The organism is Rhodanobacter koreensis, assembly GCF_054782855.1.
The window spans coordinates 156,962-173,615 of sequence record NZ_BAAGRR010000002.1 but is presented as its reverse complement, the minus strand read 5'-3'; the positions used below and the strand labels follow the sequence as shown (position 1 = coordinate 173,615).

Below are 16,654 nucleotides of genomic sequence, written 5' to 3'. Positions count from 1 at the left end.
CCGTGCCGCCTGCCGGACGCGTTGCCGTCAATCCGGTGTCAGCTCCAGCGTGAGCACTTCGAACGGTGCCAGCACGATGCTGCTCGCATGATCCGCATCCAGCTGGGCAGGCACACTGCTGTCTCCATGTTTCCAGATGTCGGTGACGCGGAAGCGACGCGCGGCACCGGCGGGCAGCTCCAGCTGGCGTTGCAGATCGATCACCGCGGCCTGCGGCTTTGCGTCCGGATTGCGCAGCGTGATGATCGACTTTTGCGCAGACCACGCGCCCCAGCCGTAGACGTCGAGCCGGCCCGGATCGCCGCCGATCCAGTGCGTGTCGCGCAAAACATCGGCGTTCGCACGCGACCACTTCGCCGCCTCGGCGAGCGCATCCCAGTCGCCCTTGGTCAGCAGCGATGGCGTGATGTACATCTCCTGCAGCTGGGTACCGGTGGCGAAGTACGAATGCACCTCGTTGGCGAAATCGTGCCCTGGATCGGTATTCAGGCGCGTGTTCTTCTGCGCGTAGATGATGCCGTGGAGCATCAGCGAATTGATCGGGAACAGCGGACCCTGGATCACGATGTTCTCGTAGGTCTGCTGGTCGCGATAGGTGATCCACTGCTCGCGCTCGGTGCCCACGCCAGCATGCCAGTCGTCCTCGCCGCCGCGCCAGATCGAATCGGCGTAGCGCAGCCAGAACGGCGAGGCCCAGGTGCCGGTGGTGAGGTTGATGAAAGTGTTCGGCCTGGCCTCGCGAATGTCCTTGATCAACTGGATCGCCGCACTGAAATCGCTGTCGAAAACGCTGCCCGGAAACACCTTGTCGGCATTGCCGGTGCCGTCGAACTTGAACTGATTGATGCCATCCTTGGTCACCAGGGTCATCACGGTGTTGTGGAATTGTTGGTAGTACTTCGGGCCCGACAACGCGAGGCCGCCATCAATGATCTCGTAACCCGACTTGGCGCCGCGTTCTGCCCGCTCCTTCGCCGGCGGACCATAGCCGCCCCATGGTGACAGCCACATGCCGGGCGCAGCGCCGTATTTGGCCGCTGCATCACGCAGCGGTGCAAAGCCACGCGGGAAATCCTTGCTGAAGTTCCAACTGCCGGAACGATCATCCCAGCCATCGTCGAACAGGAACGAGTCGAGCTTCACGCCACGTTTGAGGGCAAGTTCCTGGCCAAAGGTGTTGATGCGATCCAGTGCCTGTGCCTCGGTGTACGGCGTGAAGTAGCCGATGTCGTACCACGAGTTGTAATGCAGGAACGGTCGATACGGATGTGCCCGCTCGCGCTCGATGTAGGCAGCAAAGTCACGCCGCAACTGGCCATCGCGCACCACCCCGGCCACTGCCGAATAGGTGATCGACTGGCCCCGGCGCAGCGGCAGGCTGCGGGCCATGGTCAGCGCCACATGCTTGCCGCGCACTTCACTGTCGGACAGCGGATCTTCAAAGCCCAGATACATTCGCCCGGCCACTACCGGCGAACCTTTCACGGTGCCGTCCACCGCGGCACTCGCCGCATCGGCCGACAGCAGCGACACGCTGGTGATGTGCTCGTCCTGTTTCAGCGCGGTGATCGTCACCACTTCGCGCAAATAGGCCGAACCCTCGCGTTGTACCAACTGCCAGTCGATGCGGAAGCGACCGCCCGCATCAGTGAAACTTGCGCGAATGCCCTGCCCTGGCAGGCGATCCGCCAGGCGCGATGCCTTGACATCCATCGGCAATGCCTGTTCGCCTGGCGCTGCAAGCAAATGCATGTCGCCCGCGCTGATCGTGTGTCCGTCGGCCAGGGTCAAGGCAAATGGTGCCTTGATCGTCAGCGACTGACTGCCGTCATGGCTGGCGATCGTCATGTCCGTCAGGTGTTCGCCAGTCACTTTCCACTCGGCGCCGATCGCGGCGTTGCCGAAACTTTCCTGACCGGCCTGATTCGCGAACAACGGCGCGCCGGGTTTGGCGATGCCTGCGTCACCGGCATGGGTCACGCCAGCGCACGCAAACAGCGCGCACAGCACACCCACAGCAAGACGCGAAGTGCGCATGGCTCTGCGCGGCGCACGTCCATGTGAACGATCGGTCGCGTCCGGCTTGTTGAAGTACACGTAAGACATGTCTATACCCTTGTTGTGGTTTGTCATCTGCAGGCCATCTCGACCCGCATGCAACGATTTGCCTCAGCGCAGATTGGAAACCTTGCCCGGGATTCACCCGGACAAGGCTTCGCTCCGCACAGCCGTCAGAACTTCTGCTGATAACGGAAGTACACGAAACGACCGATGTCATAGGAGGCGTTGTAGTCGTTGTAACTGTCCGTACCCGAATTGAAGCCGCCACCGTAGATATAGGGACCCACACGGTTGAAGATGTTGTTGACACCCAGCGAGAGGGTGCCCTTCCACGGCGTGTTCCAGTGCACTTGCAGATCGTTGAAGGTGACCGACGGTTGTTGCGTCAGCGGGGAAATTCCAATGCCCGGCGCGTAGTAATCGGGCAAGGTGCAGGGGAATACTGTAGTGGTGGTCGGTGGCGGATAGGCGCAACCACCCTTGATCGGCGAGAAGTAGCGCACGGTCCAGTCCGCGCCGAAATTGCGGTAGGCCCAACTGACGGTGAAGTTGCCGCGCACGCGCCACACGGCGCCATCGAGGTTGCCGTATGCGGTGCCCGCCGTGTACTGAACGGGCGCGCCGACGGTCGGCTGCACGTTGTTGGTTGCGATATAGGTGCCCTGCAGGCCCAGTTTGAAGCGGCCTAAGCTGGACTCGGGAAAGGTGTAGCTGCTACCGAAATCCCAGCCGCGCTCCTTCAGCCAGCCCGCATTGACCTCCAGGTTCATCAAATTGATGATCTGGCCGGCCAGCGGCCCGGTGCCGCCTTGGCGCTGGAACTGCGAACATGCCGAGGTGATGCCGAACTCATAGCAATCGGCCAGCACCTGATCATTGCTGATGCCGGTGATCAGGTTGCGGATGTTGTAGCTCCACCAGTCCACCGTGGCATTGAAGCCTGGTAGCCAGGACGGACTGTAGACCATGCCGATGTCGCCGTTGTAGCCGGTTTCCGGCTTCAGATTGACATTGCCACCGTTGTAGCTGTTGGTGATGCCGGCGGCGCCGGGGCCGGTGACCGGCGCACCGGAAATATCGGTCTGACGGAAATTCGCCCCTACTCCAGGCAAGCCGCCAAAGCCGCTGACACAGCGCTGCGCCACCGTTGCGCTGTAACCGTATTGCGATGGTCCGTACACCGCATCGCAGGGATCGGTAAAACCGCCGGCCAGATAGAGTCCCTGATACAGGTCGTTGATCGTCGGCGCGCGGAAATTGGTGCTGTAGCTGGCGCGCACCATCAAGTCGTCGATCGGTTTCCAGGCCAGCTTGAAGGAGTTGTTCCGCGTACCGCCGAAATTGCTGTAATTCGACCAGCGACGCGCCACGTCGAGCGAAAGGCTTTGTGCGCCGGGCAGATCCTTCAGCAGTGGGGCAAAGACCTCGACGTAGCCCTCATTGACGCTGAAACTGCCCTGGTTGGGCGCGACCGAGTAGTCGCTCGAATAGCCCGCCGTGGCGAAGGGATCGGTATAGTCGAAGCCCGCTTCCGTCCGATGCTGCACGCCCGCGCCGACCGTGAGGTCACCCCCGGGCAACTCGTAGACGCCACCGCTGATATCGGCAACGGCAGCCTTTTCGTCATAACCGGTGCGCTCGACATTGTTGATGGCAATGTAATTGAGCATCTGCTGGGTGACGGTACCGAGCGGATTCAATGGCACGCATCCGGCGATCACATTGCCGGGAGTACCACACTGCACGACTCCGTTGGCACCCATGAAGGATGGCCCCAGGGCTTGCGTCGCATTGATCAGGTTGTACTGCCCCGGGCGGATGTCGACGTCGCGGATCTTGCTGTCGTAATAGTACGCATCCCAATTGAACAGGTGATCGTCAAAACTGAAGTCGCCTTCCAGGCCGGCGCTGTAGCGATAGTTCTTCGAGGTGTTGTCGTTGCTGTAAAGGTTTTGCGTGAACAGCCGCTCGAATTGCACATCCTGGGGCGTCTGTCCCGGCGCGTTGTAGGGGTTGTAGTAGCTCTGTGCGGAAAGCAGCAGCGGAAACTGGGGGAGATTCGGCGGGTTGCTGGACTGACCGCTGTACAGGTAACTCGGGCCACCGGTGCCACCGTTCCAGCTCTCGTTGTAGCCGAGCTCGACATGCGCGGTGATGTGATCGGTGATCTTGTAGCGATCGGACAGATACAGGTTCTTGGTCTTGTTGGGGCTGAGGATGGTGCTCAGGTTGTTGTAGTTGTAGATATACGAACCCGCATTGGCGAGGCTGGTAACGTTGCCGTCCGGGCCGTATATCCGGGGCGTCCGAAACGAATAGTCGTTGATGTTCCCCGAATCACCACCTGGATTCAGGGTCAGCACGCGGCTTCCGTTACTCGGATCCGCTGTCGCCGAATTGAGAATGAAGCCGCTGTTCGGTGGCAGCGAGCTGAGCCCGAAATAAGGGTAGTGGTTGGTCTGGGGATATGCCGACCACGGACGATCACCGCCCGAAACCGACCCCTGGTACTGATACGAAGCACTGGCCACCAGGGAATTGCGTTCACCATTTGTGCCGGCGGTGACGCTGTACTGGGCCTGGCTGCCGTCATTGTGCGGCATGTATTCGCCGGCATAGGTATCGAGCTGCACCCCGTTGAAATTCTTGACGGTAACGATGTTGATCACACCGGCGATGGCGTCGGAGCCGTAGATCGCCGAGGCACCACTACCCAGAACATCGATATGGTCGACGATCGATACGGGAATCACGCTGACATCCGTATAGCCGCCGTGCACCGCGCCGATACGCTGTCCATCCACCAGAACAAGTGTGCGCTGTGCGCCAAGACCACGCAGGTCGATGAAGGTGCCGCCCTGGTTGGGACCCAGCGATGCGGCATCGCCGCGGCTCAGATCGGGTGTCGCTGCGGAGGACAGGTTCTGCAGCAGCTGGCCGACGGTGGCAAAACCCTGCCGCTGGATATCCTGACTGCTGATGGTGATGGTCGGAAGCGCCGTCTCTATATCCACGCCACGAAGGTTCGAGCCGGTTACGTTCACCGCCTGCATCTGCACCGCTTTTTTCGGCGGTTTTGAAGATGTGGAACCGTCCGTGGTTGAACTCGAGTTCTGAGCCGGATTCACGGGGGTCGTATTCGTCGTCCCCGTGGGTACGGCCAGCGTGTTGGTCTGCGCCCACGCGCCTCCCGCAAACGCGAGACCTCCCGCCACCCAGGCCATCTGCATCGCCATCAACGATCTGCCGATGGACACTGCCAACAACTTCTTGTTCTTGCCCTCGGCCGCAAATTTGCCATTCTTGTCGACACGCATAGAACACCTCTCCCGTATTTACCGTCGCCTTGCACAGATACGACAACTCCCCTTCTGCAACTGGCGGTTATGGATGCCCATGGAAACGTCCCCTTCCACGAACTTGTTTTCACCTTCATCAAAATTTCGGACGCAAGACTCCCCGTCCGGACGGATAGCCGTCCGGTTGAGTCCCTTGCTATTTGTCATGCCAGGCGCTCTACCCTTACCTCCGGCAGCAACGCCTCCACCGTCCGCCGTTCGACGAAACCGGTTTCCTCACCTTGCGCATTGGCGGCGCCGCAAGCGACGCCCAGGCGCAAGGTTTCTTCCAAATTCATGCTCCGCGCCATGCTTACCGTCATGCCGGCCAGCAGGCAGTCGCCCGAGCCCACCGTGTTGCGCACGTGTGCCAGCTCGATCGCGGCGTGCCAGATGCCACTCGCATCGGCAGCCACCGCGCCCAGCGCACCCATCGTCACTACCGGCATTGCGACGCCATGCGCATGCAGTTCGCGAACCGCACCCACGGCCGCAGCGAGATCGCCAATCGGACGCCCGAGCAATTCGGTGATCTCGTCGCGATTGGGCTTGACCAGAAATGGTTGCGCCTGCACGGCGTGCTGCAGCAGCTCGCTGCCGGCGTCGACCAGGCAACGTTTGCCGGCATCGCGCACATGCGCGGCCAGTTCGGCATAAGTGGCCGGTGGAAAACCTCGCGGCAGGCTGCCGGACAGCACGATCAGGTCACTGTCGTCGACACCACGACGGAACGCGCGCAGCAAAGCCTCCTGCTGTGTGCCATCCAGCAGCGGCCCCTGGCCGAGGATTTCGGTGATCTGTCCGCTGGCATCCTGCAGCGCGATGCAGGTGCGCAGGCCGTCGGTGACCTCGATGCCGTGGAACAACACACCGCGCTCGCACATCAGCCGACCGATCATGTTGCGATGCGCCGGGTCGACCAGGCCGACCAACTGCACGCGCTCGCCCAGCGCAGCAATCGTCTGCGCCACGTGCAGGCCCTTGCCGCCGGGGTACGCCTGTTCGTCGAGTGCACGACTGACTTCGCCGGGGCGCAGCGTGTCCAACCGGATGAACCGGTCGATCGCCGTGTTGAAGCCGATGACGGTGATCACGGCACGTTCGCCAGCAGGGTATCCACTTCCGGCACGCTGGCCTGGCCGGCCGTACCACCGGTGCGTCGCGTGGAGAGGCTGCCGCAGGCACTGCCCCAGCGCATGCAGTCATGCAGCGTCTGGCCGCGCAGCCACGCATGCAGAAAACCCGCGTCGAACGAATCGCCGGCGCCGGTACTGTCGACCGGGTCGACGGCAAACGCCGGCACTTCGAGCAGCTGTCCCTGATCCAGGCTGGCGCAGCCGAGTTGTCCGCGCTTCACCACGGTTCGCGTGCGTCCGTTGTCGAGCGCGCGCAGACCGGCAAGCACGCCGTCACGCCCGGTGATGGCCGCCAGCTCCAGCTCGTTCGGCAGGAACAGGTCGACTTCGGTCAGCGCATCGAGCAAATCGGATGCCCACGTCTGCTGCGGATCGAAGCCGGGATCGAGCGAAGTGCTCAGACCAGCGGCATGCGCACGCGCGAACAGCTGGCGGCAATCGGGTCGCAGCGCACGCTGCAGGTAGTACGAGGAAACATGCAGGTGATCGGCGCCGGCCAGCAACGCGTCGTCCACTTCGTCCGCACGCAGCGTGGCGATCGCGCCGGGGAACGTCACCAGGGCGCGATCCTGCGGCGTCGACAGCGAGACGGTGACGCCGGTGCGCAAGGTCGCGTCCGGCTGCACGGCGGCGACGTCGATGCCGGCGGCACGCAACGCATCGAGACAATAGGCGCCCCAGCTGTCGGCACCGAGCTTGCCGCGGAATGCCACGGGATTGCCCAGCCGCGCCAGCCCCATCGCACAGATCATCGTGGAGCTGCCCGGCGTCATGCAGAAGTCGTCGGCCAGTACCTCGCGGCCCGGCGCGGGCAACGCATGGCAATGCTTGAAGACCAGATCGACGTTGATTTCGCCGACGACCAGGATGCGCTTCATGCGCCCTCTCCATGCCCATTTTTCGAGCTGCGCTCGCTGTGCATCGGAAAGTGCTCGACCACGCGCGTGAGCACGCCCTGCGACGGCGTATCCGGCTTGCCGCCCAGCTCCAGGCAACGGAAGAACGCGAGCAGCTGTCCCACCGCCACATCCGCCAGCAACGGCAGTGCCTCATTCATCGCATCGAGGCCCACCAGCTCCACCGCCACGTCGTACGGGCCCAGCACATCGGTCGGGATGCGCTCGCCCACCAATACCCGGGTCATGCCCAGCTGCTTGCGCGACAGTTCGCACAGCAGGTCGAGCTCGTACGCGCGTACCGCCGGATCCGGTGACAGGAAGCCGACCACCAGGCTCTGCTCGTCGAGGCTGGACATCGGCCCGTGGCGCAGGCCGAGATAGGTCTCCGCCATTGTGACCACGGCGCCGCCGCTCATTTCCAGCATCTTCAACGCGGACTCGTGTGCTGCACCGAGCGCACCGCCACTGCCGAGATAGACGACGTTGCTGAACTCGCTGCGGGCGATTGCCGCCAGCGCATCGGCCTGTTCGTCGAAGACGTGCTGGACGCTGCGCGCCAGCCGGTCCACTGCCGCAATGGCATCGCTGCCTTCGCACTGAACCAGACCGAAGCCGGCCAGCAACAGGTTGGTAAAGCTGCTGGTCATCACCAGGCTGCGGTCATTGGTGCGCTCGTCGAGCACCAGTACGGTGACCCGCGGATCGTGGCGATAACTGGTGGCGAGCCTGCCATGGGCATTGCAGGTGATGATCAGGTGGCGATAGTCAGGCGCATCCGCCAGCAGGCGATCCACCACGCCACAGCTTTCCGGGCTGTCGCCCGAGCGCGCCAGCGAAATCAGCAAACCGCCACCGGGTGGTAGCACACTGCGCCAGTGCGTGAGCAAGGTGCCGGCCGCGATGGCCTGCGCTGGCATGCCCAGGCCAAGCTGCAGGGTCGGTGCAAGGCATTCGCCGATATACATCGAGCTGCCCGAACCGGTCAGCACGATATGGCTCGGCGGTGGCGTCAACGCAGCCTGCAACTGCTCCTGCAGTTGCGGACTGCGCAGCAAGTCAGCCGTTGCCATCCACGTCGCCGGCTGCTGCAGAATTTCGCGCAGAGTGTCGGCGTAGCCGCGCTCCTGCTGTTCTGCCATAGGAAGCGACAGCAGCTCTCGCAGTCCGATCGAATGTTTCGTTTTCTTGCTTAATTTTGACATTTTGCCAAATTCGATTGAATATGAAAGTATATAGCTTCTGAACCGAGAGTATTCGAAATGAAACAAAGCTTGCAAGAGGTTTCGAACACTGGCAGCCAACTTTCCCGGCTCGCCCTGTCCCACGGCAAGCGCACCCGCCTGTGGCGGCTGCTGTACGGCCACGGCCCACGCAACGGCAGCCTGCTGGTGCTGCCGCTTGATCAGGGACTGGAGCATGGTCCCACCGATTTCTTTCCCCACCCACCGGCCGTCGATCCGGGCTATCAGTTCGAGCTCGCCGCGGCCGGGGGGTTTTCTGCCATCGCGCTGGGCATTGGCCTGGCCGAGAAGTACATGACCGAGTACTGCGGTCGGGTGCCATTGATCCTCAAGCTCAATGGCAAGACCAATATCGCCAGCGATGCCGAGGCCACCTCGCCGCTGTTCGCCTCGGTCGAGGATGCGGTGCGCCTCGGTGCCGACGCGGTCGGCTACACCATGTACGTGGGTTCGCCGCGCCAGCACGACGAGTTCCGCCAGTTCGAGAAGGTGCGCCAGGATTGCGAGCGCTTCGGCATGCCGCTGGTCATGTGGGCGTATCCGCGTGGCAGTGCCGTCAACGCCAAGGGCGGCACGAATACCTTGTACGCGCAGGATTACGCGGCCCGCGTGGCGCTGGAACTGGGTGCCGATATCGTCAAGCTGCACGAGCCGAACGACAGCGTGGCCAATGTGCCGGCGCCCTATGACAAGCTGCAGGAAGACGCCGGTGCGCGTTGTGCCCGCGTGGTGCGTTCGGCCGGCCGTACGATGGTGCTGTTCTCCGGCGGCGAGAAGAATGACGATGATGCGGCGGTGCTGCGCAAGGTCGAGTTCTACATGCAGTCCGGCGCCAACGGCGTGATGTTCGGGCGCAACATGTGGCTGCGTCCGTTCGATCAGGCGGTGGCGTTGACGCGACAGGTGCATGACATCATGGCGAAATATCCGCGCTGAAGCCGTATTTCGAAAAGCCACGTTTTTGCTCGTCATTCCGGCGCAAGCCGAAATCCAGTGGCTTCAACGCGGGTCGAACCAAAGACACCGGATCCCGGCTTACGCCGGGATGACGCCCCTGAAACCCATGGCAGAACGCAAGAGGCCCAGAAGCAGGTGCCGCACATGACCCACCAAAAATCCTGCCTCTGCTGTGCGCCGCCCACCGGCGCCGGCACGGTTCGCGTCGAGAGCAGCAAGAATCCGCTGCAGACGCAGCCGGACGCCAGCAAGAACGATCTGCGGTTGAGAGACTTCCGGCCACGCAGCATGCTGCAGGTGCCGCAGACGCACATCGAGCGTCCGCGCTTTCCGGTGATCGACGTGCACGCGCACCTGACCTGGTCCAGCAACGTGCGCAACGGCATCTCGGTGGGCGAAGAGGTCACCCTGTTCGCCCAGCCCGAGGACCTGCTGCCGGTGATGGATCGCAAGGGCGTGCGCACCCTGGTGAACCTCACCGGCGGCGTCGGTGCCGGCCTGGAGAAGAGCATTCGCAACTTCGACCAGGCTGCACCAGGACGCTTCCTTACCCTGACCGAACCCTCCTACGAACACTTCCCCGAGCCGAACTATGCGCAGTTGCAGGGTGACGCGATCGCCCATGCCAAACGTGTCGGCGCACGCGGCCTCAAACTGCTGAAGACGCTGGGCCTGTATCTGCGCGAACGGATCGACGAAGGCCCGCTGGTGGCGGTGGACGACCGCCGCTTCGATCCGATGTGGGAGGCCTGCGCCGCAAACAACATGCCGGTGTTCCTGCACGTGTCCGATCCGGAAGCGTTCTTCCTGCCCACCGATGAAACCAACGAGCGCTACGAGGAACTGGCCAACCACCCGGACTGGTCGTTTTACGGCCCGGAGTTTCCCAGCAACGCGGAACTGCTCGCCGCGCGCGACCGCATGATCGCGCGCCACCCGAAGACCACTTTCGCCCTGCTGCACGTGGGCAACAACGCGGAGAACCTGGCCGCCGTCGCCGCCTGCCTGGACCGCTACCCGAACACCGTGATCGACATCAGCGCACGCGTCGGCGAACTGGGCCGCCAGCCGCGCATCGCGCAGCGCTTCTTCGACCGCTATCAGGATCGGATCCTGTTCGGGACCGATGCCGTGCCATCACCGTATGGCGACGACGTACCGCAGCAGCTGTTCGGCGACGAGCTGTACGAGATCTACTATCGCTTTCTGGAAACCGAAGACGAATACTTCGACTACGCGCCGGCACCGGCGCCGCCGCAGGGCCGCTGGTCGATCTATGGGCTGGGGCTGTCGGACACGATTCTCCGCAAGATATACCATGACAACGCCGCCCGACTTTTGAACATTGACCCATGAGTGAAACTCCCATCGCTTCGCGTCGACTGCTGGTTGAGGAACGCCGCCGCCTGATCGTCGAACTGGTGGAACAACAGGGCCGCGCCACGGTGGAAGAGCTGGCGACACGCTTCAACACTTCCACCGTGACGATCCGCGGCGATCTGGAGGCGCTCGCGCGCAGTTCGGCGATCGCCCGTTCGCATGGCGGTGCGCTGCCGGCCTCGGCAGCCACGAATGACACGCCGCTCAATATCAAGGAAACCCGCTGGCATGCGCAGAAACTGCGCATCGGTCAGGCCGCGGCGAAGATGATCCAGGATGGCGAAACGATCATCCTCGACTCCGGCTCGACCACGGTGGAGATCGCCCGGCAGATCCGTCAGATGAAGTTCGAATCGCTGACCGTGATCACCAACGCGCTGAATATCGCAATGGAACTGTCCGGCCTGCCGCAGATCCGCGTGATGATGCTGGGCGGCTTGCTGCGCCAGACCTCGTATTCACTGGTGGGCCCGGATGCCGAGCAGGCGCTGGCGAAACTTTCCGCCGACCGGCTGTTCCTCGGTGTCGACGGACTCGATCCCGAAGTGGGCGTAACTACCCCGGACCCGCTTGAGGCGGCGTTGAATGCGCTGATGATCCGCGTCTCGCGCCAGACCGTCGCCGTACTCGACGCCAGCAAACTGGGGCAGCGCAGCCTGTCGGTGATCACACCGGTGCAGAACCTGCACATGGTGATCAGCGACAACAGCGCTCCCGCCGAGACCGTCGAAACCCTGCGCGCCGCCGGGGTGCAGGTCGTGCTGGTCTGACACTCGTGCGGTCGGGTGGCGTAAGCGCCTGACTGGCGACCTCGCATTTCCGTGCAGCCGCCGACAGGTCGCCGCGATCAGAACGTCAGCTTGTAACTGACCATGGCCATGTTTCCATCCTGGTACTGGTCATAGTCCTTCTCGAAATCCAGTTGCAGGCTGGAGTTCGGCGAGAAACCCCAGTTGAGTGACGTTGCGGCCACACCACCGTAGCGTGACAGGCCGATACCGCCCACCGGCGCCCACTGCGTCAGCCCGGTGAAGCTGGCATCCGGTATCTCACCGTGCATGGCTAGGGCCCGCTGCCACAACAGCCGGGTCTGCCACGTCAGCGTAGTACCGCCGTCGAGCGACCAGCGATGCATGGCACGCATGCCCACGCCGGCCTGCCAGCGTTCGATGTTCTGTGCATCGGACACCAGGCCAAAACCGTCCGCACCACCTTCGTTGAAGCCGTCACTCTGGATCTGTGCGTATTGCAGGTTGACGTAGGGGGTCAGTTGCATGCCGCCGAGCGTAAAGCGGTAACCGCTCTCGCCATAGGCCAGACCGTAGCGGCCATTGCTGTCGCTGAATACCCTGGAAAAATCATTGCCGAGCTCGAGCTCGCGCTGCATGTTCTCGCGATAGCTGCCGATGCCGAAACGTCCCATCGTGTACCAGTTTCCGTCGATCACGCCGCCGTAGAGCATGCCTTCCAGTGCGTGACTGTTGCCCTGGTCGCCACTTTCGGCAAGCCTGCCCAGTCCCTGGCTCTGGCTCACGGCGTAACCCATCACGCCATTCGGGCCGAAGCGACTGTCCGCGCCGACCATGATGCCGCTCAGGTCGTAACCGACATCGCTATAGCCACTGCGCGACATGCTGCCCTGGGAGCCCAGATGCTGGGTCCAGCCACCCGGCGCGGGAACGTCGAGCAACTGGTCGAAGCGACTGGACAGCGCCTCGGTACCTGCATCGATCGCCTCGAACGTCATCGCCGCGCTGGCCGCGTGTAACTGGCCCGAAAGGCTGCTGAGCGAATTCTGTGCGGCAGCAAGCGTGGCTGATTGCTGCAGACTCGCTGCGCCAGCGAAAAAACCGCTGGCGACTGCTGTGGAAGTCGGCGTCAGCGTCCCTTGCTTGAGCTGGCTGTTGAGCTGACCGAACGCACCTTGCACACGCTGCGCAGCACCGTACGAGGCTGCCGTGTAGCTCGCGCCCTGTATCGCGGTGACATTCACCTGCTGCACATCGAGCCAGGCATCGTTGGCGTCGTAGTTGAGTGTGGATGTCAACATCACATTGGACGCTGTGTTCAAAGCCGAGAACGTGCCGGTGAGACCACCGACAGCGGTCAGCACATTGGTATGCGAGCTGACCACATAGCCCGCATTCGTGCCGGTCACGAACAGATCGCCGCCGCTCAAGCTGGCTGTACCGGCGACGTTCAATGCCGAACCCAGCGATACCGCCAGTCGGCCATTGCCTTGCTGAACATAGTTGCCGCCGACAGTGACATTGCTGCCGCTGACACCGAGCACGCCGGCATTGGTCACGCTGCCGCCGATGGTCTGGGTGCCGCTCATCGTGGCGCCGGCGCTGATGCTTACGCTGGATGCCAGCGACAGGGCGGTAAGTGTGCCGCCCTGTACCTGGGTCATGCCGGTATAGCTCGACGGCCGGGTCAGGTTGAGCGTGCCGGTGCCCTGCTTGATCAACCCACCGGCACCGGAGATCGGATTGTTCCAGCTCGAACTGCCGCTGAAGCTGACGGTGACATCACCCCAGTTGAATTGCTCCGGCCCGTTCACCGCCTTGCCGACATCCAGCTCGCCGTAACCGAAGGTTGGATTCGGTTGCGAGCCTCCGAGCGGGTCGGCCGTGCCCAGCAGGGTCTGGCGCACCAGGTCGTTGGTGAAATACGGGTAGGCCTGCCATACCAGCGCTGCCGCACCGGACACCTGCGGGGCCGCTAGCGACGTGCCCTCCACAATGTAATAGCTCGGGTTGGTGGTGCTGGCGAGGGTGCCCTTGTCCAGCACGATCACGTCACCAGGCGCGGCCAGGCAGTAGTTCATCGCGATGCCACATTTATCCGAATAGCTTTCCAGTTGGGTCGGATTGTTGCTGTTGACGGCGACCACGGTCAGCCAGCCCTTGGCCAGATCAGGCGCCAGACTGGGCAGTGCGGCGATCGTGCTGGGGTTGGCTTCCGAATCATTGCCTGCGGCGAACACCACCAGGCCGCCCCAGGAATTGACGTAAGTGCTGTAGGCAGCGTCGAAAAGTTGCGTGGTGGCCGTATCGGTGGAGCTCCATGTTATGCCGCCCCACGAATTGTTCATGATCTTGGCACCGTTCGCGATCAGGTCCGCACTGACCTGTGGCAGCGGATCGGCGGAAGTGACCTGGGCCGGCGGGGACGATCCGTTGTCGTCGCCTGCGTTGTCATCGATGATGCGCGCCGAGACCAGATCGGCACCTGGCGCAATACCACCGGGGAACTGTGCGAACGGGGCACCCGCCGCGATCTCCGACACCCAGGTCCCATGCCCCACGACATCATCGATGCTGAGGTTGTTGGTGGTTGGGTCGACATAGGTCAATTCCTTCAGCACCCGTCCGGACAGCGCCGGATTACTGGCCATGATGCCGGTATCGACCACGCCAATGATTACGCCTGCGCCGGTATAGCCCTGATTGTGTGCCGCATAGGTATTGGTGATCGCGAGTTGGGCGTCAGTCGGTGGCTGGGCGGTCGACGTCGCAGGCGGTGGGGTCACCGGCGGCGCTGTCGGCGTGGTGGGGGTAGGTTTGACATTGCCCCCGCCTCCACCGCAGGCGTTCAGGCCAAGCACCATGGCCACCAGCAACGTCACTTCACGACGCCGCAACCCGGAATCGAACGTTTTCATGATGCACCCCGCCACCGCATCCCAAGCCCGGTATCGCGTGCGTGCCAGGCACACCCGAGACACCTCCCCGGATGCATCTTGGCACAACGAAAACGCAATGAAATACGGCGCGAGACCGTTCAACACGCCATGCCGCCCGATTTGCCGTGGTTTGCAGCGGACTGCGATAATCGGGGGGTTATCTACCAGGCATTCATGCCTCATCAGCATTACAAGTGGAGTTACTCATGTCGGATGTCAGCGTCGTCATCGCCGGTGCCAAGCGCACGGCCATCGGCTCCTTCCTCGGCCAGTTCACCGGCGTCCCCACGCCGAAACTTGGCGCCACGGCAATCCGTGCCGCGCTGGAGCAATCCGGGGTCGCACCCGCCGATGTCAGCGAGGTGATCATGGGCTGCGTATTGCCGGCCAACCTGGGTCAGGCACCCGCACGCCAGGCCTCGCTGGGTGCCGACCTGCCGGCCAGCGTCGGTTGCACCACGATCAACAAGGTGTGCGGCTCGGGCATGAAGGCGATCATGCTGGGCCATGACCTGATCAAGGCCGGTTCGGTGACCGTCGTGGTCGCCGGCGGCATGGAGTCGATGACCAACGCGCCGCACATGGTGCAGGCGCGCACCGGCATCCGCTACGGCGACGGCCAGCTGGTCGACCACATGGCCTGGGATGGCCTCACCAACCCGTACGACGGCAAGGCAATGGGCGTGTTCGGCGAGTTGTGCGCCGACAAGTACCATTTCACCCGCGAGGATCAGGATGCTTTCGCGATCGAGTCGGTCAAGCGCGCGCAGGCCGCGCAGCAGAACGGCGCGTTCGCCGGCGAGATCGTGCCGGTCACCGTGAGTGGCCGCAAGGGCGACGTGCAGGTCGATACCGACGAGCAGCCCGGTCGTTCCGACATCGCCAAGATTCCCTCGTTGAAGCCGGCCTTCCGCAAGGAGAACGGCACCATCACCGCCGCCAGTTCCTCCAGTATCTCCGACGGCGCCGCTGCACTGGTGCTGCTGTCGGCCGATGATGCGAACAAGCGTGGTCTGAAGCCGCTGGCACGGATCGTCGCTCATGCCACCCATTCACAGGAGCCGGAGTGGTTCACCACTGCCCCGGTCGGCGCCATCCAGAAGGTGCTGGACAAGGCCGGCTGGAAGGTGGCCGACGTCGACCTGTTCGAGATCAACGAGGCATTTGCCGTGGTCGCCATGACGCCGATGAAGGAACTCGGCATTGCGCACGACAAGCTCAACGTCAATGGCGGCGCCTGCGCACTGGGTCATCCGATCGGCGCCAGCGGTGCCCGCCTGGTGGTGACCCTGCTCAATGCCCTGAAAACGCGCGGCCTCAAGCGCGGCGTGGCCAGCCTGTGCATCGGTGGTGGTGAAGCCACCGCCATCGCGGTGGAATGCATCGACTGAATTCGGGGTGCCGCAACATTTCGTTACCCGCATATGACGGCCGGTTAAATCGGCATTTAATGCGCACTGAAGCACTACTATAAAAAATGTGGCGCAATTTCCACGAAAGCGTTATTAATACACGGCCAAATGGCATTCCACGGCATAGGAGATACACCATGAAGTTTACGCGTACCCTTCTCGCCTCCGCGCTCGTCGCGTTGCTGGCGGCTTGCAGCAACGGCGCGCAGGATTCCGCGCAGGACGCCCAGAAGTCGGCTGACACCGCTCAGCAGGCTGCTGACACGGCACAGCAGGCTGCTGCGGCCGCAACCGCTCCTGCTCCGGCTCCTGCTCCGGCTTCCACCGCTGCCGCTCCGGCCTCCACCGCTGCCGCCCCGGCCGCTGCCGGCACCGCTCCGAGCGCTGCTGACGCAATGAAGAGCGCCGCCGGCAATGCCGCCGACGCTGCTGGCAAGGCTGCCGATGCTGCCAAGGACGCCGCTGGCGCTGCAAAGGATGCAGCCGCCAAGGCGAAGGACGCCGCCACGGGTCACTGAGCCCGTCCGGCTTCCACCAAAACC

The 16,654-nt window shown here is 63.1% G+C and carries 11 protein-coding genes; 5 read left to right on the top strand and 6 right to left on the bottom strand.

Annotated features, from left to right (window positions below; all coding sequences use genetic code 11):
* Positions 1 to 27: 27 nt before the first annotated feature.
* The 5 genes from ACYVKM_RS06510 to ACYVKM_RS06490 form a co-directional block, all read right to left on the bottom strand.
* A complete protein-coding gene (locus tag ACYVKM_RS06510) occupies positions 28 to 2,106 on the bottom strand; it encodes an alpha-galactosidase (protein WP_460876791.1) in 2,079 nt (692 codons plus the stop codon).
* 125 nt (positions 2,107 to 2,231) lie between these two features.
* Complete coding sequence (locus tag ACYVKM_RS06505) at positions 2,232 to 5,378, bottom strand: TonB-dependent receptor domain-containing protein (RefSeq protein WP_460876790.1); 3,147 nt, start codon at positions 5,376 to 5,378, stop codon at positions 2,232 to 2,234.
* A 185-nt stretch (positions 5,379 to 5,563) separates the two neighbouring features.
* Complete coding sequence (locus tag ACYVKM_RS06500) at positions 5,564 to 6,493, bottom strand: 1-phosphofructokinase family hexose kinase (RefSeq protein ID WP_460876788.1); 930 nt, start codon at positions 6,491 to 6,493, stop codon at positions 5,564 to 5,566.
* Positions 6,490 to 7,413 carry a carbohydrate kinase family protein gene (locus ACYVKM_RS06495; RefSeq protein WP_460876787.1) on the bottom strand — a complete coding sequence of 308 codons (924 nt, stop codon included), beginning with the start codon at positions 7,411 to 7,413 and terminating at the stop codon, positions 6,490 to 6,492. Before ACYVKM_RS06495 ends, ACYVKM_RS06500 begins: the two co-directional genes overlap by 4 nt.
* Positions 7,410 to 8,573: an SIS domain-containing protein gene (locus ACYVKM_RS06490; RefSeq protein ID WP_460876786.1), complete on the bottom strand. Its 1,164-nt coding sequence runs from the start codon at positions 8,571 to 8,573 to the stop codon at positions 7,410 to 7,412. Before ACYVKM_RS06490 ends, ACYVKM_RS06495 begins: the two co-directional genes overlap by 4 nt.
* Positions 8,574 to 8,705: 132 nt before the next feature.
* Here ACYVKM_RS06490 and ACYVKM_RS06485 point away from each other — a divergent pair, with 132 nt between their 5' ends.
* The 3 genes from ACYVKM_RS06485 to agaR all read left to right on the top strand — a co-directional run bounded on the left by ACYVKM_RS06485 (position 8,706) and on the right by agaR (position 11,782).
* Positions 8,706 to 9,611 carry a class I fructose-bisphosphate aldolase gene (locus ACYVKM_RS06485; RefSeq protein ID WP_460876785.1) on the top strand — a complete coding sequence of 302 codons (906 nt, stop codon included), beginning with the start codon at positions 8,706 to 8,708 and terminating at the stop codon, positions 9,609 to 9,611.
* 165 nt (positions 9,612 to 9,776) lie between these two features.
* Complete coding sequence (locus ACYVKM_RS06480; RefSeq protein ID WP_460876784.1) at positions 9,777 to 10,988, top strand: amidohydrolase family protein; 1,212 nt, start codon at positions 9,777 to 9,779, stop codon at positions 10,986 to 10,988.
* Complete coding sequence (agaR, locus tag ACYVKM_RS06475; RefSeq protein ID WP_460876783.1) at positions 10,985 to 11,782, top strand: transcriptional repressor AgaR; 798 nt, start codon at positions 10,985 to 10,987, stop codon at positions 11,780 to 11,782. The genes ACYVKM_RS06480 and agaR overlap by 4 nt, the downstream gene beginning before the upstream one ends.
* A 77-nt stretch (positions 11,783 to 11,859) precedes the next feature.
* Here the strand turns inward: agaR and ACYVKM_RS06470 are convergent, their stop codons facing one another.
* Positions 11,860 to 14,679, bottom strand: coding sequence for a S8 family serine peptidase (locus ACYVKM_RS06470; RefSeq protein ID WP_460876782.1), 2,820 nt, complete (start codon positions 14,677 to 14,679; stop codon positions 11,860 to 11,862).
* Positions 14,680 to 14,906: 227 nt separating this feature from the next.
* Here ACYVKM_RS06470 and ACYVKM_RS06465 point away from each other — a divergent pair, with 227 nt between their 5' ends.
* Positions 14,907 to 16,091 carry an acetyl-CoA C-acyltransferase gene (locus ACYVKM_RS06465; RefSeq protein WP_460876781.1) on the top strand — a complete coding sequence of 395 codons (1,185 nt, stop codon included), beginning with the start codon at positions 14,907 to 14,909 and terminating at the stop codon, positions 16,089 to 16,091.
* A 158-nt stretch (positions 16,092 to 16,249) separates the two neighbouring features.
* Positions 16,250 to 16,630 (top strand): hypothetical protein, encoded by a 381-nt coding sequence (locus ACYVKM_RS06460; protein WP_460876780.1) that lies wholly within the window; start codon positions 16,250 to 16,252, stop codon positions 16,628 to 16,630.
* The last annotated feature ends 24 nt before the right edge of the window (positions 16,631 to 16,654 follow it).